Raw genomic sequence first — 24,380 nt, forward strand, 5'->3', positions numbered from 1 at the left:
CATCCGGGTCACTTCCCACCTCGGACTCCTTCGTGGCCTTGACGATCACCATGACTTTCATAGCGCGCTTCTCCTGGGTGTACGGCTACTTCGTCAGGACGACATGGGTGGCGTGGTCCGTGGAGGCGTGCTCCGTGCACTTGTAGCCGAGGCTCACCGCATCGATGCCGGCGAGGAGGTGCTCGCCCCTGCCCAGGAGCACGGGGGAGATCACGAGGTGGATCTCGTCGATCAGCCCGGCGGTGAGGTACTGGCGAACGGTGGCAACTCCCCCGCCGAGCCGGACGTCCTTGCCCTGAGCCGCCTCCTTTGCGCGGTTCAGCGCTGCATGGATGTCATCGGTGACGAAGTGGAACGTCGTTCCGCCCTCCATCGTGATGGGCGCACGAGCATGGTGCGTGAGCACGAAGACGGGTACGTGGTAGGGCGGGTTCTTGCCCCACCATCCCTTCCAACCGTCGTCGGACCAGGGGCCCCGCGTCGGCCCGAACATGTTGCGGCCCATGATCCAGGCGCCGATGTTCTCGAAGCCGCGTGCGGCGAAGTCGTCGTCGACGCCTCCTCGGCCGACCTTGTCACCGATCAGCGATCCAGCAAAGTCGGCGCTCATTTTCTGGAACGTCTTCGTGCCGAGGACCCACTGGTGCAGCGCCATCCCTCCGACGCCCATCGGATTGGCCAGATCTTGGTCGGGACCGGCGCCGTAACCATCGACAGCGATTCCAAATGCGTTTACCCGAACCTTTGACATGGGCGTAGCTCCTCTTGCGCAGGCATCGCCTGCGACCGTTGTGACGACCGTCTCCTGGTGAAGCGACGAACGAGCCGGGGCTGGATCGACACGCCGAAGAGATTTTTCTTCGCGGGTCGGTCGTCGCACAAAAATGCTGTGTATTCAAATAGTTGGGTGGTCGCGCGTAGGGCGGACCCGTGATCGGCGGGTGGGTGTGCAATCCGGCCGATCCGTGGATCGCCGTCTGTGACGAGCTGATCGTCGAGCTGCGGGCCGGCGGCTGAACCCGGGTGACACTGGCGTCCTCCGCAGTGACGCGCACGGGCTGATAGCCGCGCAGACACAACAGATCTGCCCATCGAAGGGCCGCCTTCACGCCGGTGGCGGGCCGGTGGAAAGATGCAATCTCGCCGACGTATGCATCCATTGAGGAAGACGCATCGATCCAGTGCCTGCGGGGTGCCTGCGGAGAGGCCGCCCGCGTGCCGCCGCTCCTGGTCCTCACCTACGTGGGGGTCGTGAGCCTCGGCCTGCCCGACGCGGTGCTCGGCGTCGCGTGGCCCTTGCTGCGCACCGCGTTCGCGCTCCCGCAGAGCGCGCTCGGCGCGCTCCTGGTCGGGACGGGCAGTTCGGCGTCCATCGAGGCATGGCGCGGCGGTACGGTCGTGCACGCCGCGGGCGCCGAGCGCATGGCAGGGCGCCATGCAATACCGACCCGCAGGTAGTCGACGGTCAAGAGCGGCAGGAAGGTGCGCTCCTTCGAGCTGCCCGCCGCGCAGGTCGTGGCCCTGTGGTCGCAGCGCCACGACGACGACCCGGCGCAGCGCTGGTTCCGGGACCTCTTCTTCTCGGGCCGTGCCCTCTCGCCGCACCTGCGGGCCCTGGTCCGCCGGGGCGCGGGGTAATCAATAGTCAGCATCCGTGGGCCGAATCAGCCTGTGCTTGTTGAGCAGCTCACCGATGGTGCGCTACCCAGGCTCCCGGTATGAACCGTTACCCAGGCCACCGGTTCGTACCCCCTCGGCTCACCCGCAGATGATCGAGCCGGCGCCCCGCTTCGCGCCGCGTCACGCAAAGTTGGCCCCGCGTAACGCCGCGTAGGACCCTAATCGAAGCGTATGCCGCCCAGAAAGCCCAACGACCCCGTGATGACGGAGCCGCCTCATCCGGCGGTGGCGGCTCAGCCGAAGAGGCCGTTCGGGGGAGTGGCGGAGAGACCGCCGCACCCGGCCACGGTGGCTCAGCAGAAGTCGGGGGCACGAGAGCGGCCGCCGCACCCGGCCACGGTGGCTCAGCAGAAGACGGGGCCAGGAGCTCGGCCGCCGCACCCGGCCACGGTGGCGCGAGGCGGGGCGGTGCAGCGGGCTACGGCGATGTCGTCGCGTCCGCCGCACCCGGCCACGGTCGCGCTCGGCAGAGCGGTACAGCCGGCGATGGGCGCGTCAGCGGTGCAGTCGAAGGCGAGCCGCGGGGCGAGCCCGGTCGCTCGTGGGGTCGGCGGTAAGGATGCGCCCAATGAGGCTCCCGCGACGTCCGCGGCCCAGCCTCGCTATATGCAGATCGGGGCGCTGGCCGGCGCTTACGTGGGCCAGGTTCCGGGTGCGCTGCTCGGGGGTGCGTTGGGAGGGTTGGTGGATGCATACCAGGCGTACAACCGGAGAGCTCCCCAGATCCAAGAGAGGTTTCCGTTGCAGAGGGTGCCGGGGAACCGTACGGACTGGATGCCATTCGCCGAAGGCCCACAGGCGCGGACGCAGCGGCTCATGCGGGAGGTCACCGCGCGAAATAGCGAGACGATCCGGCGGTTGTTCCAGCATCACCGCGTGCAGATCAACCATCAGGACGTGGTGGCGGCCGTCGACCGGGCGGCGCGGAGGACCCGCAACAAGCTGTGCACCGACTTTGCCAGGAACCTCAGGGCGGAGCTCTATGGCCCTGACACCCGCATTCCTCTCGAAGTCAGGGATACCGATACCATCGCGGTCACGGATCCAGACGACCTGATTCTCCAGGTCACGGCGCGCCGGTTCGAGCCTGGGACGGTGTTGCTCTTCGCCAACAGCGCCAATGTCCACACGACGACCATCGTGGGGGAGATCGGCGGCCGCACCATCCTCGTGGAGCAGCACCCGGCCAACCCTCAGGTGATTTTCAAGACCCTGGCCATGGCCATGGATGAATGGCGGCTTGGGAGAGCCCTCAATCCAGCGATGGCCGCGACGGTCGATGAGGTATTCTCCCAACCGCTCGGCATCGTTCGTCCACCATGAGCGACGACGCCGATGCCCGTGAGGGCGGTTGCGTGAAGAAGGCCACGGCCGCCACCAGGGAGGCCGCCCTGAAGCTCATGGGGCGCGCGGGGCTCCAGGCCGACGACGTGGCGCGGCGCGCCACCCCGCTCAAGCGCCGCGCCACCCCCGAGGAGGTCTCGCGGCTCATCGTCTTCCTCGCCAGCGACCAGAACGACTTCATCACGGGCGCGGTCTACGGCGTCGACGGCGGCCAGCCGCCCTGGGGCGACATCTGGACCCTCCCCGAGCCGGAGGGCGCGCCGGGCGCTCCGCCGGGCGCGAAGGGCTGAGAGGACGCGGCAGGGCATCATGAGCGCGCTCGGCGGCATCCCCGTCGGGCGTCCCGCGTGGCCCCAGGCTCGCGCCGCTGGACGGCCCCGCCGCTGCTGGCTCGCGCCGATCTTGTGGAGGAACGCGTAATATTCGTCGACCTTGTTTCCCGGGACCACGTCGACGCCGGTGTTCACCCGGCTCGGGTCGTCCGCCGGCCATGCCCACGACGGGCGGATCCGCCTGCTCGAACTCCTCTCGGAGACGCGGCTCGTCGATCTCGCGCGGCGCGAGGCGCGCCCCGCGTCCCTGCGCGTCTCGACGGGCACGAACCTCGTCGCCTTCCGGAACGGCAGCGGGCGCGTCTTGCCCTGGCCGCACCGGGACGGCAGCTACGCTTGCGGCGCACGACGGTGCTCTTGCAGCAGGGCGGCCCACGGTTGGGTGAGCGACCCGGAACGTCGGTGGGCTCGCCGTGCGGCGCAGCGGTGGACGAGAACCGGTACAGCTCTCGCAGGGCGGCCGAGCATGAGAGAGAAGTCGCCGGGAGGATCTCGGCTGGAGCACTGATCAGCTTGAAACGTCCGGGAATGAAGAGACTTGAACCACAGAGACACGGAGGACATAGAGGAACAAAAATGAAAAAATCTGTGCCCTCTGTGGTTCATTTTTCTCGGCGATTTCAACCTGTTCGGTGTCCTAGCCATCACGTGTGAACGCAACGCCGTCTGCCGTGGCGCCGATCCTCTATCCGCAAGGGCCAGCGCGGAAGCTGCCGCGGCGCTCTGCGGCAGCGATCGCCGCTGGCGTGCAGAGGAACGGCGTTGCGCCGATGTTCTCCTGGTCAGGACATAATCCGTTTGATGCGTTCCTGTAGCGGCCTGTAAAGGAGCAACCCATGGCAGTCGCGCAGCAGCATGCGGGTCAGCAGAGCCTGCTCACCGATGATTTTCTCTACTTCGTCCTGAGGCTCCGAAAGTCCCGTGTCCGCCAGGTGGCGGACCGCGTGCGGCGCATGTATCCGGACGAGTCACCCGAGCAGCAGGCGCGCCACCTGGTCGGATCGACCGCGGCGATCGCGTTCGCCGCGGGCGGCATCGTCCATACGCCCGCCATCATCCCCGGGTTCGGCGTCATGTACGAGGGCCTGGGGTTCGTCGCCGGCACATCCATCCTCACCAGGATGCACCTTTACCTGATCCTCGAGATAGCGCTGCTCTTCGGGAAGGACATCGACGAATCCGACCGCGTGAAGGAGATCGCGGCCGTGGTGGCGACTTGCGCCGCCAGCGCCGCCGCTCCGATGGCTGTCCTCGCGGCGACGATGAACCCGGCCTTCGCCGTGGCGACAGGGGCGCTCGCCGCGACCGCCGCGACCCGGGCGATCGGGGAATCGGCGATCCGCCGCTACAAGCGCTCGACGGCGCCCGAGGCGGCGGCGGTCCCCGCGCCCGCGGTCGGCGGGCGTCAAGACGGCTGATTCGGTTCATGACAGCGTACGGCGAAGTTCTCCGTGAGCACGCCGTGACCCGTGAAACTCTTGGGATTATAGGAGGGGATGCATCAGGCTGTACCCTGCTGGTGTGTCTTGCAGGTTGGCCCGGAGATCCGCATCAGCGCATTGCGCCAGAGCTCTGGAGCTAATCGCGATCGGTCGGCGCGCCGCCCGGGAAGTAGTGGCGATAGGGGCGGCCGCCCTCGACAGCGCGATCGACGGACGGGCGCTCGCGCAGGCGGCGGTAGTAGGCGCGGAGGTTGGGGCGGTCGTCGAAGGGGTGGACCCAGTCGGCGTAGAACAGCGACGGGGCGGCGGCGCAGTCGGCGAGGGTAAAGGCGTCGCCTGTCGCCCAGGTGCGGCCGGCGAGCTGGCCGTCGAGCCAGGCGTAGACCTTGTCCAGGGCGGCGCGGGCCTGAACTTCCCCGTACTCATCGCGCGGGTTGGACTGCATCTCGCGGATGCGGTTGTTCACGATCACCTGCATCGTATTCATGACGTAGTTGTCGAAGACGCGGTCGAACATCCGCACCTGGAGTGCGGCGGCCGGATCGGGCGGGATCAGGCGGGCAGGATCCGGATGCGTCTGGTCGAGCCACTCGACCACGATGGTCGCCTCCCACAGGGTGAGGTCGCCGACCGTGAGCACGGGGAACTTGCCGAGCGGCCAGCGCGCCGCCAGCTCGGCGCCGGCCTGCGGGTTGGAAGGCTCCAGCAGGCGCAGCTCGAAAGGGACGTCCTTTTCATGGAAGGCGATGAAGGCCTTCTGGGAGTAGGACGAGAAGGGGTGGGCGTAGAGGATCGGTGTCGTCATGGTGGCCTTATTGCTTCGCGTGTCTGCGAGCGGTTCGTGTCTGCAAGCGGTCATGGTCCGGCGAGACCGTCGAGCGTTCCATCGGAGCGCCCGAGATTTTCACGAAATCAGCCTGATCGATGTTCTAGCCGGGCCTCTGCGCGCCCCTCGCCAGCTCCTCGCCGAGCGCGTCCAGCATCTGGAGCCAGCTCGGGTGCGCGCCGGTCCGGCGAGCGAGCGCCTCGCTCACGTTCTGCTCGAGCCTCACCAGCGTCCGCCCGTTTCGCTCGATGAAGGTGATCGACACGAGCGTCTCCTCGGGCCAGTCCCGCTCGTGCCCCTGGCTCTCGGAGGAGACGGGATTCCCGTTCGCGTCAGCGATCCGCAGGGTGAACGCGAGCCGCTCCGGCCGCACGACCTCGCGGTAGACACCGACGGTCCAGCAATCGCCGAACTGCGGGTTGTGGATGCACGAGTGGAAGCCTCCTCCCGGTCGGATGTCGATCCGCGCGAAGCGGATGGTGCACCCCCGCGGCGCGAACCAGCGCGCCAGCAGGTCGGGGTTCGTCCACGCATCGAACACCAGGTCGCGCGGAAAATCGAACGTGCGCTCGATGAGGACCGTGGGCTCATGAGGGGTTTGAGAAAATTGCATCGTGACGTGATCACCTTTTCTTTGGCGGATGCAGCTCGTGCAGGAGGTCGTCCAGGCGGCCGAACGCCTCCTCCCAGTGCTGCCGGTACTGCTCGACCCAGGTCGCCACCTCCTGCATCGGCGCGGGATTGAGCTGGCAAACGTGCTGCCGTCCGTCGCGCCGCTTCTCGATCAGACCCGCTCGTTCCAGGGTTGCCAGGTGCTTGGAGATGGCCTGTTGCGAGATCTGAAACGGCTGCGCCAGCTCGTGCACCGACGCGGGCCCCGTCTTGAGCCGCACGAGGATCGCGCGCCGGGTGGCGTCGCTCAGGGCGGCCAGGGTCGTGCTCAACGAATCCACAACCATATGGTTGTGGATCGGCTCCCGGAAGTCAAGCGAAGGTCGAACACCTCGTGACGCACGAGCGGCGCGGGCGCGAGGTCCTGTACGCGCTCGAGCCGCGGCGGATCGAGGAAGCCCGAGTGTTCCTCGACGGCATCTCCGCAGGCCGGGATCGCGCGCTCGAGCGGCTGCGCCCGATGGTCGAGGAGCCGTCACCTCCGCCGAGGAACGGGAAGTGCGATAGGGGAGCGGCTTATCGGCGAGGTCCTGACCGAAGCTCCGCGGCGCCGCCGCCGCCCGCGGCACCGCCGCCGCCCGCGGCGCCGCCGCTGCCCGTGGTTCCATCACTGCCCGTGGAGCCGGTTGGCGGCAAAGGAACCATGCACGTATGCCAGGCGACGATCTGGCCCGGATCACAGGGGTCCGTATCCCAGCATCCCACGAGCATCGCCGCGCAGACGGCGCCGAGCACGACGACGAGGGCCCGAGAGCGGGTGGGCGGCGTGAGGCGAGACAGGTAGATATCCATGATTCGTTCCTCTCTCCGCAGGCTCACGGCGGTATGACCTGGCCGTCGCGGATGCGCGCGATCACCTTGACGGAGGCGTTGACGTCGCTGGCGGCCACGTACCCGACGCCGCCCTCTTCCTCGGCCACCGCGCGGAGGACGGCGCCCGGACTCGACACCTTGCGCGGCGGCCGCTCGCCGCCGCGGATCTTGCGGTCGATCCAGTATCGGGCGACGCCATCGGGAGCGAGGCCCAGCACCGCCCTGTCGAAGCGCTGCCGCAGCGAGGAGTCGTCGGGGAGGTTCAACGGCATCACCGACCGGCCGTACCACTCCGTGCGCGTCGTCTGGAAGATCGGGCGGAGCGTGTCGCGCCCCGCCGCTCGCGCAGGGTTGGCCTGGTTGGCGACCACGGCGATCTCTTCCTCGACAGCGAGGGACGAGGCGGGCGGGCTCATGATGAGCAGGGCCAGGAGGAGCAGAAGGGATGAACGCTTCATCGTTGCGTCGAGCCTCTCTCAGAAGGCCAAGATCAGACGTGCCATCATGGACGTGGTGTCAACCCCCGGCGCCTCGGTCTCCTCGCGCAAGGAGGTGAAGAACACCTGCCTCACCTGGGTTCGAAGCGTGACGTCCGGGGTGATGTAGAAGTTCAGGCCGCCGCCAATCTGCAGCAAGGTATCGGTCCCGAAGAACGGCCCGTACAGCGTGGCGCCCAGGATGAACGGTTCCATGTTCAAAAAATTCATCCGGTGCGCCGCCAGGAGATAAGCCGAGGTCCGCCAGGCGTCCACGTCGTACATTCCGGGTGCTATCTCCCGCCGGGCACCCTGATCGTAGATCACGCGGACGACCATCGCCTCCGCCCGGAGGCGCGTCTTCCCGACGTCGAGCGACACATCTCCCCCCGCGATGTACTCCCGGAAAGCCCACGTCGCGCGGACGTCCGGCTCGGGCGAGTCGGGCTTTGTGTCGGCGACCCAGTCCCGCGCCCTGTCCGTCAGGAACGAGGCCCCGAGCTTCAGCGTCAGCTTGCCGGGGTCCTCGTAGCTGGCGTGCAGGCGGCCGCCGAAGCCGCGGTTGTCGTCGAAGGCGAACGGTGCGCTCTCGTTGCGCCCGTTGCTCACGTAGGCGTCATATCCGAGCTCCCACGGGCCCGCGAACACGCTGCCGTAGGCCATGACGCCGGTCTGTCGCGTGGGGAAGAGGCTTGATACGATGAAATAGGGGTTGTCGACGGTGATGAGCACCGGGCTGCCGTGATCGACGTTGTAGATGCCGATCGGGGTGAAGAACTGCCCGGCGCGCAGCTTGAAGAGGTTGAAGCGCGTCCAGTCGATGTGGGCGCGCTCGATCGAGACGAGCCCGCCATAGACCATGGATGTGTCGAGCTTTGTCGTGTCGATGCTCCCGTACGGCTGCGTGCCCACCCGGCGCGTCACGCCGGGCGGCGGCGTCACCGCGACCGGCGTGCCGGCGGGCGCGGTCGTGAACCGCAGCTCCCCGAGGAAGTTGAAGTGGTCGTGGGGCTGCGCGTCGAGATAGAGGTTCAAGTTCCCGACGACGAAGTTCAAGGCGTTCGCCTGCGGGATACTGGACGTGATGAGCGTCTCCTTGATCCAGGTGCGCTGAACGCCGACGTCGATGAACCCGTAGATCCGGAGAAGGTCCCTGCTGGCGTCTTCCTGCGGTGACACCTGCGCTTCCTCGACCGTCGAGAGGCGCTTCGCGAGCTCTGCCGCTCGCTTGCTCGCCTCCGTCGCTCGCTCGTTCGCCTCCGCCGCCAGCCTCTCCGCCGCGGCGAGCCGCTCGAGGAGGGTCGCCTCTCCGCTCGTCGCGGGCTCCGCGGTTGCCGCTCCCGTCGTGGCGGCCGCCGCTCCGGTCGCGGCGGGCGATGCTGCGGTTGCCCCGGTCGCGGCGGGCGATGCTGCGGTCCCCGGGGCGGCGCCGGCGGCAGGGCTCTGCGCGTGCGCGAGAGATGCTGTGACGAGCACGCCTCCGAAGGCAGCACTCGAGACGCGCGCCAGGCGCGACGCGTGCGCTCGGCGCCGAGATTTACCACCCATCAACATGGTCTTCTCCCTGTCCGCAGACCCCTGTGCGGAAGGCCGACGTCGCACGTCGCTCCCCTGCGGATTCGCGAGTGCCACGTTTACCATACACAGCTACGGTGACAGACGAAAATTCAGCGCGCTCCGCCGTGATCCAGCGCACAATGCGCTTGAGCCGCATCTGAAACGCCGCAGCAGCAACACCTTGAATCAGGAGGTCACACATGGTGCGCGGGGTGCTGATCAACGGGGCTACCGGGGCGATCGGATCCGCGCCGCTGCAGATGTCCGTGCACCTGGGCGCCACCGTGACGGCGGTGGGGAACACAAAGAACCTGGAGCTTTTGAGGTCGCTGGGGGCCGACAGGGTCATCCACCATGAGCAAGCGGACTTTACCCGCGATGACCAGGGCTATGACTACGTGTTCGACACGGTCGGAACGAGCACGTTCGGCGCCTGTAAGCGCCTGTTGACGCCGATGGGCGTGTACATCTCCTCGGAGCCCGGGCCTGGCTCGCAGAATCCATTCCTGGCAGTCCTCACGCCCGCTCTCCTGTGCTCCCCCATGTCTCCATGGAGCCTTATTGCTCGACGAATCGCGACGACGGGGAGGGATAGCGGCAGGCGGGTGGCGAGGAAGGCTGACATGACCACCAATCTCCTCTTTCCCTTGCGTCCATCGCGCCCTTTCGGTCCGCTTCTCTTTCCAGGCTGCCCAGCGCCAGGGCGCCGGTGGCCGCAGCGGCGGCCGGCACCCGCCGACCTCAAGGGGGCCGGCGCCACGCCCGCAGACGGCGGGGGCCATCGACGCCGCCCAGGCTCGCGTGTGCTGGCGTCGCCGGCCCTTCTGGTGCAGGATCCGACCATGGGCAAGCCTGCGCTCGACCTCTCCAAGCTCACCGCCGACGAGAAGCTCGACCTGATCGATGACCTCTGGCGAAGCCTCTCTTCGGACGATCTTCCCCTGAGCTCCGAGCTTCGCGCTGAGCTCGATCGCCGCCTGGATCGCCTCGAGCTCGAAGGCCCCATCGGTGCCTCCTGGGAGGACGTCCGTGCCGAGATGACCACCGGCGAGTCGTGAGCCGCGTTGTCTTCCTCGCCGAAGCTCGCACCGAAGCCATCGAGACCTTCCGCTGGTACGAGGAGCAGCGGTCTGGGCTCGGCGCCGTCTTCCGACGAGAGCTGGATGATGCTATCAAGCGCCTTCGGAGCGCACCGCTCGCGTACCCGCCGCTGTATCGAGACATCCGACGGGCGCTCGTTGAGCGCTTCCCATACGCGGTCTTCTACCGGATTCTGCCCAACGCCATTGTCGTCGTTGGAGTGATTCACGGCCGCCGACATCCTCGCGAGTGGAAGCGCCGGGCGTGAGCGGATCCCGGAATGGCAGCCATTTGCCCAGCAGGGCACTGCATCGGACGGCCTCCGGCCGCGTGTGACTGCGACGTCCTCGCAGCGTCCGAGCGCGCGAGATTCGAGCGGCCACCGCTTTCGGAGGAGGAGCCCGGCGCGTGATAACGCCCAACAACCGGCGCCGACCGACGGTGCCGCGCGATTCGCGCGCGTGCCCGCGGCAGGGCCGCAAAGCATCGCTCAGCGGATCGGGCCGGCGACCCTCGACGGCGAGGCGGGGGCCGCCTCAGCGGCCGGCTCGAGCGGGGCGCAGCCGTCGGCGGCGAAGGGGCCAATCGCCGGCTCGCCCTTGACGAACGCCGAGACGCGGCGCATCCGCTCGGCGAACGCCGCCTCGGTCTCGGCGCGCCGCGGGTCGGCGGCGAGCGGGACGGTCCCGAGGCCCTCGCTGCGCACCGGGCAGATCTCGGCGAGGGGCGGGGCGCCCCGCCGCAGGCGCAGGCGCGCGAGCATCGCGAGCTCGGGCGCGGGGCCGGTCCTCTTCACCTTCATGATGAAGTTGCCGAGGCTGTAGAAGATGGGCCGGCCGCGGCGGAGCTCGATGCCCTGGAGCACGTGCGGGTGATGGCCGACGAAGGCGTCGGCGCCCGCGTCGATGGCGGCGCCGGCGAGCGCGCGCGCCTGGGGCAGCGGCGTGTCCAGGTACTCGGTGCCGCCGTGGTAGCTCACGATGACCGCGTCCACCCCGGGCTGCTTGCGCGCGGCGCGCACCGCGGCGGCGAGCCCGTCCCGCTCCGCGGCCGCGACGAACTCCCGCCCCGGGTGCTGCCAGAGCGAGCCCTGGTTCCAGATGCCCGTCACGGCGAGCAGCGCCACGCGGAAGCCGCGGCGCTCGATGATGGCCGGCGCGTACGCCTGGAGCCGCGTCCGGCCGGCGCCCACGTAGGCGACGCCCACGCGCTCCAGGTGGCCGAGCGTCTCGAGGAACGCGCTCTTGCCGTAGTCCCACATGTGGTTGTTCGCGAGCGACACAACGCTGATGCCGGCGCGCGCGAGCACGTCCGCGCCGGCCGGCGGGCCCGTGAACACGAGCGGCTGGAGCCGGTGCTGGGTCTCCCCGCCCTGGTCGCTGAGCTGGTTCTCGAGGTTGACGAAGCGCACGTCGGCGGAGGCGAGCAGCGCCGCGACCGGGGCGAACGGGTCGTGCGCCGGGTTGCGGAGCAGCTCCTGGCCGAGCGCCTTGCCGAGGCAGACATCGCCGCCCGCGAGGAGCGTGATCGCGTCGGCCGGCGCGGGCGGCGCGGGCGGCGCGGCGGGCGATGCGGTGGCGGCGGCGGGCGTGTCGCGGGGCGCCGCGGAGGCGTCGCGGCGCGCAGCCGGCGCGACGGCGGGCGGTGGGGCGAGCCCGGCGCCGACGTTCGCGGGCTGCTCGCAGCCGATCTGCGCGGCCGCGGCGCACATCGCGAGGAAGAAAGGGGCGGGGCGCATCTCGAGCGGCTTCTCGGCGCGCATTATCCACCGGGGCACCGCCGCATCCAAGAATCCCGATCGGGCAGACCTGTCCGATCCCCCAGCGGCGTTGACCTCCGCACCCGAGCGCCGCCTGTCGCTCGACGTGAATGCCTTGAACGCCAGGAGGCTCGACGTGAATGCCTTGAAGACCAGGAGGACCGAGGCGGCGCGGCCGCGCGCGGGGCGCGGCGCGGCCGGGAGAGCTGCCCGAGGCGCTAGAAGAGCTTCTTCGCGAGCCCGAGCGCGCCCTGCTTCCAGGGGACGCGGTGCGTGATCCCCGACTGGGACGCGAAGCTGTCACGGTGGCTGCTGTACCACTCGAGGTTCCGGAGCAACGCGTCCTTGTTGGAGTACTTCGGCGTGAAGCCGAGCTTCTCCTCCGCCTTGTCGATCGACACGAACGAATCCTTCGAGGCGGTCTCGTAAACCCACTTGTACAGGGGAGACACCTTGAGCGCCTCCAGCGCCCGGAGGGACAGGATCGCGGGCGCGGCGGGCAGCGGGATGATCCGCTTCCCGAAGCCTGCTCGATCGAGCACGGCCTGGTAGTCCTCCTTCATCGTGGTGAACTCCTTCGCGCCGATGTTGAACGTGTCGTTCACCGCGGACGCGTCGAGCGTCAGGCAGCGGTAGATCGCCTCGCAGAGATCCTCGACGTCGAGGAGCTGATAGCGGTTGTTGCCGTCGCCGATCATCGGGAAGTTGTGCCCGTCGAGCGCCCAGTCGTAGAGCAGCGCAAAGACGCCGAGCCGCTCTGGCCCGATGAACGACTTCGGTCGAAGGATGGAGGTCACGAGCCCCCGGGCGCGCGCCTCGAGGCACACCATCTCCGCCTGGATCTTCGCCTGCCCGTACGGCCCCACGCCCACGAGGCGATCGGTCTCGGCGAGGGGGTGATGATCGGGGATGCCATAGACCGCCGTCGAGGAGATATGGACCGCGCGCTTCACGCCGAGCCGGAGGGCCGTATCCATGACCGTCCGGGTCCCCTCCACGTCCGTCGTGTGGATCTCGTCGGGCGTGTAGAGCGGCAGGGCCGCGGCCGTGTGGACGACGAGGTCGGCGCCCGTCATCGCCGCTTCCACCGCGCGACCGTCGCGGATATCCCCCTGCGCGGCGACCACCCGGTCCTTCTCCGGATAGTCGAAGGGGAGGACGTCGAACGACACGACCCCGAACCCGCGATCGAGCAGGTAGCGTACGAGGTTGATCCCCAAGAAGCCCGAACCGCCCGTGATGAAGACCTTCTGCTGTGCCATCGAGGACTGTAACTCCCTTCAATGCGTGTGTTTCACGAGGCTCCGGCGCGTCCGGCGCTCCGGATCATGACCGTTGACGAGCGCGCGGCGCCGGCGCCGTGATCGCCGGCGCCGCGCTCGCCGTGTGCATGGGTCTGCGTCGCGCTACAACCCGAGCACGTAGGCGAAGATGAGCGGCGCCACGATGGTGGCGTCGCTCTCGATGATGTGCTTGGGGGTGTCGATGCCGAGCTTTCCCCAGGTGATCTTCTCGTTGGGAACGGCGCCGCTGTACGAGCCGTAGGACGTCGTCGAGTCGCTGATCTGGCAGAAATAGGACCAGAAGGGGACGTCTTTCCAGCCGAGATCCTGGTACATCATGGGCACGACGCAGATGGGGAAGTCGCCCGCGATGCCGCCCCCGATCTGGAAGAAGCCGACGCCCTTGCCGCCGGAGCTCGCGCGGTACCAGGCGGCGAGCGAGGTCATGTACTCGATGCCGCTCTTCATCGTCGTCGCCTTGAGCTCTCCCTTCACGACGTAGCTGGCGAAGATGTTGCCCATCGTCGAGTCTTCCCAGCCGGGCACCACGATCGGGAGGTTACGCTCGGCGGCCGCGATCATCCAGGAGTCCTTGGGATCGATCTCGTAGTCGCCCGCCATCACGCCGCTCTGGAGCAGCTTGTACATGAACTCGTGGGGAAAGAAGCGCTCGCCCCGGGCGTCGGCGTCCTTCCAGAGCTCGACCACCCTGTGCTGGATCTTCCGGAAAGCCTCTTCCTCGGGGATGCAGGTGTCCGTGACGCGGTTGAGCCCGCTCTCGAGGAGCTCCCACTCCTGCGCCGGCGTGAGGTCGCGCCAGCCGGGGATCCGCTTGTAATGCTTGTGCGCCACGAGGTTCATGATGTCCTCCTCGAGGTTGGCGCCGGTGCACGAGATGATGTCCACCTTCCCCTGGCGGATCATCTCGGCGAGGGAGACCCCCAGCTCGGCGGTGCTCATCGCGCCTGCGAGCGACACGAGCATCTTGCCCCCGTCCGCGAGGTGGCGCTCGTATCCGGCCGCGGCGTCGACCAGCGCGGCGGCGTTGAAGTGCCGATAGTGGTGTCGAATGAACTCGGATACGGGGCCCCTGGTCTGGCTCATGGCTTCATTACTCTGTAGGTTCGGAGGGATCGCCTGAACAGGCGAGCTGCCCCATAGCACGCACGTCGATCTGTGGCACGACCTGTCTGTGTCGTGACACAGGACATCCGGTGGCGAGGACGAGCCGGGCGAGCCGGCGGCGGTGGCCGGCGCGGGGGCGCGGGTCCATGCTCCGGGGCGGGTGGATCCATGACACAGGAGCAGACCGTGACAGCGCCCGCGGAGGATGGCGAGCGGGCGGGCCGCGTCGCCGGGCTCGCGGGCGTGGTGCTGTGCGGCGGGCAGAGCCGCCGGATGGGGCGCCCCAAGGCGTGGCTGCCGTTCGGGGGCGAGGCGCTCCTCCAGCGGGTCGTGCGGCGCCTCGGCGAGGCGGCCTGGCCGATCGCGGTTGTCGCGGCGCCGGGGCAGGCGCTGCCGCCGCTGCCGGACGGGGTGCTGCTCGTGCGCGATCCGGTGGAGGGCCGCGGGCCGATGCAGGGCATCGCGGTCGGGCTCGAGGCGGTCGCGCCGCTGGCCGAGCGGGCGGTCGTCACCTCGACCGACGCCCCCTTCCTGCACCCCGCGCTCGTGCGGCGCCTCGCGGAGCTCCAGGCGGGCGGCCCTGCCATCGCCGTGCCGCGGGCGGACGGCCGCCATCACCCGCTCTGCGCGGTGTACGCCTGCTCGGTGCGCGGCGAGGCGGAGGCCCTGCTCGCCGAGGGCCAGCTGCGGCTGACCACCCTGCTCGAGCGGGCGCGCACGCGGGTCGCGGGGCCGGAGCTGCTGCTCGAGGATCCGGGGCTCCGCGCCGCCGATCCAAACCTGCGATCGCTGCGCAACGTCAACACGCCCGAGGACTACGCGGCGGCGCTGCGCGAGCTCTACGGCGCGCCGCCGGGCTGATCCCTCGCGATCAGGATCCGCTGCTCGCCGTGTCGGGGCAGGACCACCTGATCCGGCCCGAGCCCGCGCGCCGCCATGACGCGCCGGAGCTCGCGCGGCGCCTCGCCGAGCGTGTCGGTGCTGTTGATGAAGGTGTCGAAATGGATGGCCATCATCCGCCGCGCCCCGAGATCGAGGTACGCCTGGACCGCCTCCGCCGGATCGACATGCTTTGTCTCCATGAACTCGCGCGGCCCGACCGGCGCGATCGGCATGAGGGCCAGATCGATCGTGGGGAATCGCGCGCGCGTCTTCACGAAGAGATCGCGATCATAGGCGGTATCGCCGCCGAAGTAGACGGTGATCCCGTGGTACTCGACGACATAGCCCGTGAAGCTCTCCGTCATCCAGTCCCGGTCCAGCCCGTAGCGATAACCGGAGTGCCGCACCGGGACCGCCGTGACCTTCAGATCGCCTTGCCGCCACGTCGTCCAGGTCGGGACCTCGACCGAATCGAAGCGGTAATTGGGCACGTAGACGAGCCCGCCCCGGGGCACGAGCAGCGTCCGGACCTTCGGCTCGATCAGGGACAGCGAGCCGAGCGAGAGGTGGTCGAAGTGCATGTGCGAGATGAGGACGGCGTCGATGGGCGGCAGGTCCTCCGGGTCGAGCCCCGGCTCGACGAGCCGCTTCACGATGAGCCCCACGGTGTCTGTGAAGACGGGGTCCGTCAGGATGAGCTTGTCGTCGATCTGCACGAGCGCGGTCGCGTGCCCGACCCAGAGGACCGCGAGCCGCGCCTCGGGCCGGTAAGGCGCGCGCACCTTGCCCGGCACGGCCCGCGGGCTCGCGAACAGCCTCGCCACGTTGCCCTCGAGGATGCGCGCGGGCACGCTGCACGAAAGGCCCGCGAGCGCGAGGAGCGCCGCGGCGAGCAGTCGAGCAGGCGGCGAGGAGGGGCGCGGGGCCATGCGCGGCGTCAGAAATATCGAATGCTGAGCGTGAACATCGTCGATCGCAAGGCGGCTGTCGGCGTATGGGTCACCTGGACGCCCAGGGCGCCGAAGAGGGTATAGACCCCCGCCTCGTACGAGGCGCCCAGCCGCTCGCGCGCGTAGACCGCCGAGCCGCCGAGCGAGCAGGACATGTAGTCTCCCCGGTGGAGGAGCGGAAAATAGGCGCGGACACCGCCCCGGAGCATCCAGCGCTCGCCGAGCGCGCCCGGACGGGCGATGTACTCGGGAGAGCCGAAGAGCTCGATCGAGCCGGCGTGGCGCGTGAGCGGCTCCACGACGAACGCGCGCCACGGCGAGAGCTTGCGGTTGATCCCGAACGAGTAGAGCAGCGGCGTCACCTGCCAGCGGATCCCGAGGTGCGCCTCGCCCGGTCCGATCCACAGCCCGGGGCTCGGTACGAGCTGGACGAAGAGCCAGGCCGCCGTGAGGCGGATGCCGGGCTCGGTGGCGGCGGCGGTCGCGGCGGCCTGACGCGGCCCTTCAGGCGCCGCGTGCGCGAGCGGCCAGCCGAGGACGGCGGCGCAGGCGGCCAGCGCGGGGGCGCGGCGTCGGGCGATGCGGCGCGCTCGGGGCATGTCGCGGCTTACGGCGCTTCGCCGAACACCCGGCCGAGCTGCTTGTACAGGAATCGCGCCGCGTGCTCTCCATAGGGCGTCTGCGGGGCGTACACGTCGGGCGAGGCGATCGGCGCGTTCGCCGCCAGCGCGCCCGGCCGGCCGAGCCGGCCGAGATCCTCGCAGAGCGCCTCCATCGAGGGATACCGGTTCTCCGGCCGCTTGCGCAGGCATTTCATGATCACCGCCTCGAGCGCGCTCGCCACCGGGCCCCCACCCAGGTTGGGCGGCGGGGGCGGCGTCGTGAGCTGATGGGCCAGCACCATGGCATCTTCCATGGCCGGCGCAGGCGCCAGCGCCGGGGACGAGCTCCGCGTGACGCTGAAGGGGAGCCGGCCGGAGAACATCCGGTACATGAGCATTCCGAAGCCGTAGACGTCCGTGCGCGCGTCGGGCGGATCGCTGACGGTCTGTTCCGGCGCCATGTACTCCAGGGTGCCGACCGTCACCCCGGCCTGGGTGAGCCCCGAGTGCTCGTACAGCTTGGCAAACCCGAAGTCGACGACCTTGGCCGTCCAGGTGTCCCCCTTCTCGCCCACGAGGAACACGTTGGCAGGCTTCACGTCGCGGTGGACGATCCCCGCGCGGTGGGCCGCGCCGAGCCCGGCGGCGGCCTGCAGGAGGATGGGGACGCCGGCCTCCGGAGACAGCCGCTTCTCGCGCACGAGCAGCGAGCTCAGCGACTCTCCGAAGAGGAACTCCATCACGAGGTACGGCGACTCTTCATGAAGACCGACGTCGAGGACCGCGACGATGTTCGGGTGCTCGACCGTGGCCGCGGCCTTGGCCTCGAGGAGGAACCGCGCCTTCAGCTTGGGCACGCGGCGGAGCCTCGGCTCCAGCAGCTTCAGCGCGACGGGCGCGCCGCCGCTCTGCGTGTCCTCCGCCAGGAACACCTGCGCCATGGCGCCGCTGCCGATCAGGCCCCGCACCCGGTACCGCTCGGCGACGACGGAGCCCACGTGCTCGGTGGGCCTCGACCGGATCCGCCGGATGTCGAGGCTCTGGACCAGCTTCTCCCCGTCATGCGGGCAGAAGCGGTGGTTTTCCGCGTACCGCCGGTGGCAACGAGGGCACAGCATGGAGGTCCCGTTCCGGGCATAGCCCCTCCACCGCCCTCTTTGCAAGGCCCCACCTCCCGCGCCGCGGGGCAACGGGGGCTACAGCGCGCTCACGGCGCGCGCGGCGTCTCCGACGCGAGCTTCGCCGCGGGCTGCTCGTTGATCCGGACCGTCTCGACGAGGCTGAAGTCGTCCAGGTTGTGCGTGGCGCCCGAGACGCGCCAGCCCCGGCACCGCCGGGGCAGCCCGTCGAGCTGGTCGATGAACGAGCTCGCCCACGCCTCGATGTCGCCCGGGCGCTCGTCGGGCGACAGGGCGAGCGCCGTGGTGAACGCGTCGTCGACCGCCGGCGGCGTCCCCGGGAGGAGCGAGGAGACAGGCGGCGGGACAGCGCGCGAGAGGCTCGACAGGACGGTGGCGTGCTCGTCTCCGGCCACGACGCGCCGCCCGGTGAGCGCCTGATAGGCGACCGCCGCGAAGGAGTAGATATCGCAGCGCGCGTCCACCGGCTTGCCGCTCGCCTGCTCGGGGGCCATGTACAGCGGCGTCCCCAGGAACAGGCCCACGGACGTCACGCCGACGTCGGCCGACATCTCCTTGGCGATGCCGAAATCGAGGATCTTGACGCGGAAACCGCCCGGGGACGTCGACGGGACCAGGTGGATGTTCTCCGGCTTCACGTCGCGATGCACGAGCCCCGCCGCGTGCGCGGCCCCGAGCGCCGACGCCCCCTCGCGCAGCAGCAGCGCGACCTGGGGCGGCGTCCCGGGCCCGTTGTGCTGCATGGCGTGCGCCAGATTGCAGCCGTCCAGCCACTCCATCACGATATAGAGCGAGCCGTCCTCGATCTCGCCCGAGTCGTACACCTCGACGACCGACGGGTGCTGGATGCGCGCGACGAGGCGCGCCTCGCGCTCGAAGCGCGCGCGCACATCGTCGTTGTGGAAGAGCTCTGTCCGGATGGCCTTGACGGCGACCTTGCGCCCGAGCCGCTCGTCCTGGGCCTGGAACACCCGGCCCATGCCGCCCTCCGCGACGACCCGGGTCAGGCGATATCGCCCCGCGATGCGGTAAGGGAACGGCCGCGGCATGGTCAGCGGGGCGCCGTCGTCGCTGCACTGCTGCGTGTTTTGGTCGTAGCAGCGGTGGCAGCGCGGGCAGATGTGCAGGACGTCGATCCCGCGATCCACCATGTCCTCGAGGGTCGCTCTCCGGCGCTCCGCCGCGCCGGCGAGCTCCTTGCGCAGGCGCGACAGCTCGAGCGCGCTGCCGAGGTGGTGAGCGAACGAGTCGACGAGCCGCTTCGTCGTGTCGCTCCACACAAGGCGGCTCCCGACGACGACCAGGGCGCCGTGGATGTCGCCCGACAGGCCGACGACGGGGACCACGACATCCGACGACCGCAGGAACGACTGCCTGGTGAGCGCGGCGCTGCGGACCGACTCGGTCGACGGGGCCTCGGTGGTCGTCTCGGTGAGGCTGACCATCCGCTGCTCCTCGGCCTTCCACACCGCGACCTCGAGCGCCCCGATGGCCTCGGCGACCTGCGTCGCCGCGGCGGAGGACCACGTCGCCACGTCGTCGAGCGCCTGCGCCGAGGAGGCGGCGAGCTCCGCGAGCTTCTCCTGCTCCTCCGCGAGCTGGCGCGCGAAGTACTGCACCGCGGCGTAGGCGATGGCCGACACCGTGAGGATGTTCATCGCGAAGAAGCAGGCGATGAGGGCCGGGGGCGTCGCCGGCGCGTGCGCCGAGAGCAGGGGATCGACGGCGCCGGCGATCACCACGAGGAGCGCGTAGGCGGTGAACCAGGGGATGGACGCCCGCGACCCGTGAAACAGCAGGAAGGTCAGCGGCGCGAGGAGCGCCCACAGGACGACGCCGCTCGAGGCGACGAACCCTCCCCGGCTCGCGTGCATGAGGAACGGCAGCGCGAAGATGAGCAGCGCCTGGCGGAAGCGGAACCCGGAGAACGCCTTGGTCCGGCCGAAGTGGACGAGGCTCAGGACAGTGCAAATCACGTAGCCGAGCGGGATCGCCGCCGAGCGAACATCCCCGCTCGCCGCGTAGGCGACCACCCAGACGGGACACGCGCCCGCCTTGAGCACGGCCGTGAGCGTGAGAATCCGTTTGTGCTGGCGCAGCCCCGGATCGTCCCCCGGCTTCAGCCCGATCCGAGCGATGGCCTGCGATAACCTCATTCCCGTCGAGTGTACGACGATGACCAGGCGGCCTCAAGCATCGCGCGCTCGTGTCAATCAGGTGAATCGAGTGAATCGGGGCAATCGTGTCAACGGACGCGCCCTCGTCAGGCGCCGCCGGGGTCGAGCTCGGTGAGCCGGCCCACGAGCGGGTCGTCGGCGCCGAGCTGCTCGAAGCTGACCGGATCGCTCTTCTCGAGGGCTGCCAGGAGCTGGCCCAGCCCGCGCCGCGATCCGTAGTAGTTCGACATCTCGTGATCCTCGTCGGTGATGCAGGCGCGCACCGCGCTGCGCGAGACCTGCGGGAGCCGCAGCGCCTTGAGCGCCATCGACCACAGGCCGTCGATGAAGTTCTGATCCGCGGGGAACTCCAGGAGACCGGCCATCGTGAGGAGCATGGCGCAGCGCTGGCCCCGCGGCGTCGACAGCGCCTCTCCGCCGGAGAGATGGCCGAGATCGAAGGCGCGGCGCATGGCGTCGGCCGCGCAGAGCAGGCGTTTCAGCTCCTGGGCCGCGTGGCTCAGGTGGCTGTGGAACATGACCTCGACCGAGAGGCCGCCGAGCGCGCCCTCGGCCTCCTGATAGCGGGTGACGGCCGGGAGCCGCCCGAGGTCCTGCTGCGCGGCCTTGCCGGTGGGCACGTCGTGCGGCGGCTCGCGGTGGCTGTAGAAGCCCCCCGACTGGAAGGCATAGTAGAGCTCGCTCTGGCCCGCGAGCCCGGCCCAGATGTCCGAGTACTGCGCGACGCGATTGAGGCTGCCCGCCGCCCAGTTGAGGCCCGCCGCGGCGTCGCCGCTGATCTGCGACGCGCTCACCCCCGGGTCGCGCGGCGTCATCGAGCCCTCGATGTCCTCGGCGATCTCGGTGAGCTGGAAGTCGAGGAAGCCGTCGTAGTAATCGGCGCGCCCGTCGCGGTTCACGTCGGAGTAGCGGGCGACGACGAGCGGGTGCGAAGGCCCGACGAACTGCGAGAACCCGGAGACCTGCGCCTGGGGGTGGCGCCACTGCGCCTTCCGGACGCGGGCGTCCAGCTCGGTGTGCGACGCGCGCTCGCTCATCCCGCGCAGCGCGGCGACGAAGCAATCGATCCCCTCGGAGGAGCTGACCACGCCGTCCGACCCGACATGGAAATACGTCGAATCCCACGAAGAGTAGATGTCCGCGTCGGGGAACATCTGGGAGATGGCAAAGCGCGTGGTGAGCCCCGCGCATTGCGAGTTCATCATCAGCTTGTAGCCCTCCTGCCGCACCTTCACCGCGGCCGCGCGGAGGTCGAAGGCGCCGAGCTGGGCGTGCCGGTTGATGAGCAATCCGATGAAGAACGTCATCCCCATCTCGAGGTTCTCGTCGCGCGGCGTGGCCGTGCGGGCAAAGACGCGGATGGGCTCGCCGGCGGGCGTCTTGAAGGGGGCCTCGAAGGCGCGGTAAGGGCTCGATCCGCTCGGCGACGGGGGCGTCTCGGGCGGGAGCGCGACCTGCTTGAAGCCGTGGGTCGACTCGAGGATGCGGCACTCGCCCTCGTGGAACTCCGAGGCGCTGCACACGGCGAAGCTCCACGGCCCCGTGAGCTCGTCATAGGGCGGCGCCTCGCGGAGCAGCCCGCGGACGAGCCCCCGCGCGCGCTCCTGCTGGGCCGCCGTGAGCGCCGGGGCGCGCAGCTGGAGCAGGTGGATCGCGTGGGCGCGCAGCGCCGGCCGGGCCGCCTCGTCGCCCGCCTCCTCGTCGATGAGCGCGAAGATCAGCTCGGCGGCGCGCTCGGCGACCGACGAGAAGCCGCGGTCGTCCAGCGACGTCGCGATGAGGTGCGACAGGACGGTCACCGCCGCCGAGCGGAGGGTCGCGGCCCCCACCGGGTCGCGCTTCGCCTCCTCGCCGCCCACGACCGCGAGCTCGAGCGCCGCGCGCGCCTGATCCAGGAGCGCCATGCCCCGGCCCGCCGAGAGCCGCTCCTTGCGCACCGGCTCCTCCGGATGGAACGCGCTCGGCGGGAAGAGCTGCGTGAAGGTGCTCGTCCGCCTCGAGGAGATCCACCGCGCGGCGGTGACGAGGGTGTCCCGGGCGGCGGACCCGTCGGGGCCGTGGGTCGGGCTCGCGCTGAACACCCCGACGGGCAGCAGCCAGAGCGGCGCGGCGCCCTCGCGCCCGGCGGTCAGATCGATCGGGGCCGCATGCGACGCCACGCCCGGATCCGGGACGACCTCGACGGAGGAGACGGCCACGGCCTCTAGCCGCCGGCGCACCGGCGAGCGCCCGGCAAACGCGATGAGCACCGCCTTGCCCTCGCGCTCCCGGAGCGCCGCGAGGCTCTCGGCGGGCACCGGCGCCTGCAGCGAGATGGCATAGTCGCTGTCGCTCACCGCCGCTGCGAGCAGGTGAATGCCCGGCGTGGACTTGCGCTCTTCGAAAGCGGAGGACGCGGCCGGCCCTACGGCATCCACCGTGCCAGGCAGGTCGACGATCCCGTGGGGGGAACGGATCCGGACGATGACTTCGGTAGGCATGCCTCTCTCCTGAGCAGGTGAGAGAACGTCACCCTGTCCAGGAGCCGGCGCAACAGGAATCCGACTCTGCCCGAACGCCGTCTCAGCCCGTCACGACAGCGGTCAGGGAGAGCCTTATGTTTGATCTTCAGGCTTCGGGGCTTCGGGCTTCGGGGCTTCGGGGTTTTCCCTTAAGGCATCTCCGGTTGATCCGGAGTTGGCTTGCGCACCTCGTTGCTCGGCGGCGCGTCGGTGTCGTTCGGCGCGCTGGCCGCCGGCGGGACGAGGAAGAGGCGCGGCGCCTCCTGTGACCCGGAGGTCGAACAGCGAAGCAGCGACAGGCCTGCTCCGGCGGCGAGGAGCACGCCGGCGGCGATGAGCTTGAGCCCCGCGCCCATCGCGCCGCGCTCCCTCGCCGGCGAGGCGGCCGCTCCCTCGTCCACGAGCGCGGCGGCATCGCCGGACGCCGCCGGCGGCGGGCGATCGAAGCGCGCCGCGTCGCCTCGCGGCGCCTCGAGGGCGACCGCGCCGGCGCGGCGCGCGGACAGCGGAGAGCTCGACGGGGGCGCTGGCAGGAGGCTGCCCGCGCGCAGCGTCGCGGTCGAGGCCTCCCCGTCCAGATCGGCGGCGCTGGCCGAGACAGGTCCGCTGATGCGGGCCTCGGGCGCGTGCGCGTCGCCCTCCGGCTCTCGCGGCGCCGCGGGGGGCCCGAACGGGCGGAGCGCGGCGGCCGCGTGGCGCGCGAGGAGCGCGCCGACCTCGCGGAGATCCGCGGGGCGCTGCGCGCGGTCCGGGCTGAGCATGCGATCGATCATCGCCGCGACGTCGGCGGACAGCCCGGGCGCGATCTCCCCGATCGGCCGGATGGTCCCGGTGAGGATCCGCTTCAGCACCTTGCCCATGTTCTCGGCCTCGGTGGGCCGGACCGAGGTGAGGCACTCGTAGAGGATGACGCCGAGCGACCAGATGTCGGCGCGGTGATCGACGTCGTGCTCGCCGAGGATCTGCTCGGGCGACATGTAATATGGGGTCCCGAGCATCTCGCCGGTGCTTGTGCGCCCCGAGGTCCAGCCGGTCTCGCCGTGCGCTGCGGTGAGCTTGGCGATGCCGAAATCGAGCACCCTGACCCGGGCGCTCGCGTCGTCATGCCGCTCGTCCGGGACACCGGGCACCGGCGCGGCGCTGCAGTGCTCCCCGGCGGCGCGGGGGTCGGGCCCGGGCGCGCCCTGCGACGCGGCCACGTCGGGCGCGAGCAGGAAGATGTTGTCGGGCTTGAGATCGCGGTGGACGATGCCCAGAGCGTGCGCGGTGCCGACCGCCGAGATGACCGGCAAGAGGATGCGCGACAGCTCGGGGAGGGGGATCTGCGCTTCTCGCACGAGCTTGTCGCGGAGCGACTCCCCCTCGAGCAGATCCATGACAAGGAACGGGGTCCCGTCGTCGAGCTCCAGCACGTCGTGGATGGACGGCACGTTCGGGTGATCGACCGCGGCCGCCGCGCGCGCTTCCCGGAGGAGGCGCCGGCGGATCGAGGCGTCCTCCGTCGCGCCGGGGCGCAACAGCTTCAACGCCACACGCTCGCCGCTCGCGAGGTGGGTGGCGGCCCAGATGACCCCCATGCCTCCCTCGGCCAGCTGGCGATCGACCCGGTAGCGACTCGCCACCAGGGCGCCCGGGACCAGGTGATTGGTCACGCGCAGACAGGATACCACGCGCCGTCCGCGCGGCCGGCGCCACGCGCCGGACACGCCATAACGCCGCTCAGGTCGGACAAATATGCGA

General features: G+C 70.0%; 24 protein-coding genes. 8 read left to right on the forward strand and 16 right to left on the reverse strand.

Features of this window, described 5'->3' with window-relative positions; genetic code table 11:
* Nucleotides 1–85 precede the first annotated feature (85 nt).
* Nucleotides 86–751 carry a dihydrofolate reductase family protein gene (locus WME75_RS46770; RefSeq protein ID WP_437485032.1) on the reverse strand — a complete coding sequence of 222 codons (666 nt, stop codon included), beginning with the start codon at nucleotides 749–751 and terminating at the stop codon, nucleotides 86–88.
* Between the two features lie 464 nt (nucleotides 752–1,215).
* On the opposite strand from WME75_RS46770, the gene WME75_RS46775 reads away from it, so the two are divergent.
* The 5 genes from WME75_RS46775 to WME75_RS46795 all read left to right on the forward strand — a co-directional run bounded on the left by WME75_RS46775 (nucleotide 1,216) and on the right by WME75_RS46795 (nucleotide 4,774).
* Complete coding sequence (locus WME75_RS46775) at nucleotides 1,216–1,458, forward strand: hypothetical protein (RefSeq protein ID WP_437485034.1); 243 nt, start codon at nucleotides 1,216–1,218, stop codon at nucleotides 1,456–1,458.
* A 24-nt stretch (nucleotides 1,459–1,482) separates the two neighbouring features.
* The gene (locus WME75_RS46780) at nucleotides 1,483–1,638 is read left to right on the forward strand and encodes a hypothetical protein (RefSeq protein WP_437485036.1); all 156 of its coding nucleotides are present in this window, start codon (nucleotides 1,483–1,485) and stop codon (nucleotides 1,636–1,638) included.
* 858 nt (nucleotides 1,639–2,496) lie between these two features.
* A complete protein-coding gene (locus WME75_RS46785) occupies nucleotides 2,497–3,003 on the forward strand; it encodes a hypothetical protein (protein WP_437485038.1) in 507 nt (168 codons plus the stop codon).
* Nucleotides 3,000–3,314 carry an SDR family oxidoreductase gene (locus tag WME75_RS46790; protein WP_437485040.1) on the forward strand — a complete coding sequence of 105 codons (315 nt, stop codon included), beginning with the start codon at nucleotides 3,000–3,002 and terminating at the stop codon, nucleotides 3,312–3,314. The genes WME75_RS46785 and WME75_RS46790 overlap by 4 nt, the downstream gene beginning before the upstream one ends.
* An 878-nt stretch (nucleotides 3,315–4,192) precedes the next feature.
* Nucleotides 4,193–4,774: a hypothetical protein gene (locus WME75_RS46795; protein WP_437485042.1), complete on the forward strand. Its 582-nt coding sequence runs from the start codon at nucleotides 4,193–4,195 to the stop codon at nucleotides 4,772–4,774.
* Nucleotides 4,775–4,934: 160 nt separating this feature from the next.
* Here the strand turns inward: WME75_RS46795 and WME75_RS46800 are convergent, their stop codons facing one another.
* The 6 genes from WME75_RS46800 to WME75_RS46825 form a co-directional block, all read right to left on the reverse strand.
* Nucleotides 4,935–5,603, reverse strand: coding sequence for a glutathione S-transferase family protein (locus tag WME75_RS46800; RefSeq protein ID WP_437485044.1), 669 nt, complete (start codon nucleotides 5,601–5,603; stop codon nucleotides 4,935–4,937).
* A 124-nt stretch (nucleotides 5,604–5,727) separates the two neighbouring features.
* Entirely contained in the window at nucleotides 5,728–6,237 is a 510-nt protein-coding gene (locus WME75_RS46805) for an SRPBCC family protein (protein WP_437485045.1), read from the reverse strand.
* A gap of 10 nt (nucleotides 6,238–6,247) precedes the next feature.
* On the reverse strand, nucleotides 6,248–6,577 hold the full coding sequence (locus WME75_RS46810) for an ArsR/SmtB family transcription factor (protein ID WP_437485047.1): 330 nt from the start codon (nucleotides 6,575–6,577) through the stop codon (nucleotides 6,248–6,250).
* A 235-nt stretch (nucleotides 6,578–6,812) separates the two neighbouring features.
* Nucleotides 6,813–7,088, reverse strand: coding sequence for a hypothetical protein (locus WME75_RS46815; RefSeq protein ID WP_437485049.1), 276 nt, complete (start codon nucleotides 7,086–7,088; stop codon nucleotides 6,813–6,815).
* A 23-nt stretch (nucleotides 7,089–7,111) separates the two neighbouring features.
* The gene (locus WME75_RS46820) at nucleotides 7,112–7,567 is read right to left on the reverse strand and encodes a hypothetical protein (RefSeq protein ID WP_437485051.1); all 456 of its coding nucleotides are present in this window, start codon (nucleotides 7,565–7,567) and stop codon (nucleotides 7,112–7,114) included.
* 18 nt (nucleotides 7,568–7,585) lie between these two features.
* Complete coding sequence (locus tag WME75_RS46825; RefSeq protein ID WP_437485053.1) at nucleotides 7,586–9,061, reverse strand: hypothetical protein; 1,476 nt, start codon at nucleotides 9,059–9,061, stop codon at nucleotides 7,586–7,588.
* A gap of 281 nt (nucleotides 9,062–9,342) precedes the next feature.
* On the opposite strand from WME75_RS46825, the gene WME75_RS46830 reads away from it, so the two are divergent.
* Entirely contained in the window at nucleotides 9,343–10,200 is an 858-nt protein-coding gene (locus tag WME75_RS46830; RefSeq protein WP_437485054.1) for a zinc-binding dehydrogenase, read from the forward strand.
* A complete protein-coding gene (locus WME75_RS46835) occupies nucleotides 10,197–10,490 on the forward strand; it encodes a type II toxin-antitoxin system RelE/ParE family toxin (RefSeq protein WP_437485056.1) in 294 nt (97 codons plus the stop codon). Before WME75_RS46830 ends, WME75_RS46835 begins: the two co-directional genes overlap by 4 nt.
* 222 nt (nucleotides 10,491–10,712) lie before the next feature.
* On the opposite strand, the gene WME75_RS46840 is transcribed toward WME75_RS46835, so the two are convergent.
* The 3 genes from WME75_RS46840 to WME75_RS46850 form a co-directional block, all read right to left on the reverse strand.
* Nucleotides 10,713–11,960, reverse strand: coding sequence for a CapA family protein (locus tag WME75_RS46840; RefSeq protein ID WP_437485058.1), 1,248 nt, complete (start codon nucleotides 11,958–11,960; stop codon nucleotides 10,713–10,715).
* A gap of 239 nt (nucleotides 11,961–12,199) precedes the next feature.
* Nucleotides 12,200–13,243, reverse strand: a complete 1,044-nt coding sequence (locus WME75_RS46845; protein WP_437485060.1) for an NAD-dependent epimerase/dehydratase family protein — start codon at nucleotides 13,241–13,243, stop codon at nucleotides 12,200–12,202.
* 144 nt (nucleotides 13,244–13,387) lie between these two features.
* Nucleotides 13,388–14,368, reverse strand: a complete 981-nt coding sequence (locus WME75_RS46850; protein ID WP_437485062.1) for a deoxyhypusine synthase family protein — start codon at nucleotides 14,366–14,368, stop codon at nucleotides 13,388–13,390.
* A gap of 189 nt (nucleotides 14,369–14,557) precedes the next feature.
* Here WME75_RS46850 and mobA point away from each other — a divergent pair, with 189 nt between their 5' ends.
* Nucleotides 14,558–15,250, forward strand: coding sequence for a molybdenum cofactor guanylyltransferase (gene mobA / locus WME75_RS46855; protein WP_437485064.1), 693 nt, complete (start codon nucleotides 14,558–14,560; stop codon nucleotides 15,248–15,250).
* Here the strand turns inward: mobA and WME75_RS46860 are convergent.
* From WME75_RS46860 to WME75_RS46885, 6 genes are all read right to left on the reverse strand, one after another.
* Complete coding sequence (locus WME75_RS46860) at nucleotides 15,229–16,200, reverse strand: MBL fold metallo-hydrolase (RefSeq protein ID WP_437485066.1); 972 nt, start codon at nucleotides 16,198–16,200, stop codon at nucleotides 15,229–15,231. The two genes, mobA and WME75_RS46860, sit on opposite strands and share 22 nt — an antisense overlap.
* Before the next feature lie 8 nt (nucleotides 16,201–16,208).
* Complete coding sequence (locus WME75_RS46865) at nucleotides 16,209–16,820, reverse strand: hypothetical protein (protein ID WP_437485068.1); 612 nt, start codon at nucleotides 16,818–16,820, stop codon at nucleotides 16,209–16,211.
* 8 nt (nucleotides 16,821–16,828) lie between these two features.
* Nucleotides 16,829–17,941 (reverse strand): serine/threonine-protein kinase, encoded by a 1,113-nt coding sequence (locus tag WME75_RS46870; RefSeq protein ID WP_437485070.1) that lies wholly within the window; start codon nucleotides 17,939–17,941, stop codon nucleotides 16,829–16,831.
* A gap of 89 nt (nucleotides 17,942–18,030) precedes the next feature.
* A complete protein-coding gene (locus WME75_RS46875; RefSeq protein WP_437485072.1) occupies nucleotides 18,031–20,118 on the reverse strand; it encodes a serine/threonine-protein kinase in 2,088 nt (695 codons plus the stop codon).
* A gap of 107 nt (nucleotides 20,119–20,225) precedes the next feature.
* Nucleotides 20,226–22,619 (reverse strand): hypothetical protein, encoded by a 2,394-nt coding sequence (locus WME75_RS46880; protein ID WP_437485074.1) that lies wholly within the window; start codon nucleotides 22,617–22,619, stop codon nucleotides 20,226–20,228.
* Nucleotides 22,620–22,789: 170 nt separating this feature from the next.
* Nucleotides 22,790–24,292 carry a protein kinase domain-containing protein gene (locus tag WME75_RS46885; RefSeq protein WP_437485076.1) on the reverse strand — a complete coding sequence of 501 codons (1,503 nt, stop codon included), beginning with the start codon at nucleotides 24,290–24,292 and terminating at the stop codon, nucleotides 22,790–22,792.
* Nucleotides 24,293–24,380 lie beyond the last annotated feature (88 nt).

This window comes from Sorangium sp. So ce1014, from assembly GCF_051521505.1.
GTDB lineage: Bacteria > Myxococcota_A > Polyangia > Polyangiales > Polyangiaceae > Sorangium.

Excerpts from the sequence above, each read along its gene's own strand:
- WME75_RS46770 (WP_437485032.1), bottom strand. The coding sequence starts at position 751 with ATGTCAAAGGTTCGGGTAAACGCATTTGGAATCGCTGTCGATGGTTAC.
- WME75_RS46785 (WP_437485038.1), top strand. The coding sequence starts at position 2,497 with ATGCGGGAGGTCACCGCGCGAAATAGCGAGACGATCCGGCGGTTGTTC.
- WME75_RS46790 (WP_437485040.1), top strand. The coding sequence starts at position 3,000 with ATGAGCGACGACGCCGATGCCCGTGAGGGCGGTTGCGTGAAGAAGGCC.
- WME75_RS46795 (WP_437485042.1), top strand. The coding sequence starts at position 4,193 with ATGGCAGTCGCGCAGCAGCATGCGGGTCAGCAGAGCCTGCTCACCGAT.
- WME75_RS46800 (WP_437485044.1), bottom strand. The coding sequence starts at position 5,603 with ATGACGACACCGATCCTCTACGCCCACCCCTTCTCGTCCTACTCCCAG.
- WME75_RS46805 (WP_437485045.1), bottom strand. The coding sequence starts at position 6,237 with ATGCAATTTTCTCAAACCCCTCATGAGCCCACGGTCCTCATCGAGCGC.
- WME75_RS46815 (WP_437485049.1), bottom strand. The coding sequence starts at position 7,088 with ATGGATATCTACCTGTCTCGCCTCACGCCGCCCACCCGCTCTCGGGCC.
- WME75_RS46820 (WP_437485051.1), bottom strand. The coding sequence starts at position 7,567 with ATGAAGCGTTCATCCCTTCTGCTCCTCCTGGCCCTGCTCATCATGAGC.
- WME75_RS46830 (WP_437485054.1), top strand. The coding sequence starts at position 9,343 with ATGGTGCGCGGGGTGCTGATCAACGGGGCTACCGGGGCGATCGGATCC.
- WME75_RS46840 (WP_437485058.1), bottom strand. The coding sequence starts at position 11,960 with ATGCGCCCCGCCCCTTTCTTCCTCGCGATGTGCGCCGCGGCCGCGCAG.
- WME75_RS46845 (WP_437485060.1), bottom strand. The coding sequence starts at position 13,243 with ATGGCACAGCAGAAGGTCTTCATCACGGGCGGTTCGGGCTTCTTGGGG.
- WME75_RS46850 (WP_437485062.1), bottom strand. The coding sequence starts at position 14,368 with ATGAGCCAGACCAGGGGCCCCGTATCCGAGTTCATTCGACACCACTAT.
- mobA (WP_437485064.1), top strand. The coding sequence starts at position 14,558 with ATGACACAGGAGCAGACCGTGACAGCGCCCGCGGAGGATGGCGAGCGG.
- WME75_RS46860 (WP_437485066.1), bottom strand. The coding sequence starts at position 16,200 with ATGGCCCCGCGCCCCTCCTCGCCGCCTGCTCGACTGCTCGCCGCGGCG.
- WME75_RS46865 (WP_437485068.1), bottom strand. The coding sequence starts at position 16,820 with ATGCCCCGAGCGCGCCGCATCGCCCGACGCCGCGCCCCCGCGCTGGCC.
- WME75_RS46870 (WP_437485070.1), bottom strand. The coding sequence starts at position 17,941 with ATGCTGTGCCCTCGTTGCCACCGGCGGTACGCGGAAAACCACCGCTTC.
- WME75_RS46875 (WP_437485072.1), bottom strand. The coding sequence starts at position 20,118 with ATGAGGTTATCGCAGGCCATCGCTCGGATCGGGCTGAAGCCGGGGGAC.
- WME75_RS46880 (WP_437485074.1), bottom strand. The coding sequence starts at position 22,619 with ATGCCTACCGAAGTCATCGTCCGGATCCGTTCCCCCCACGGGATCGTC.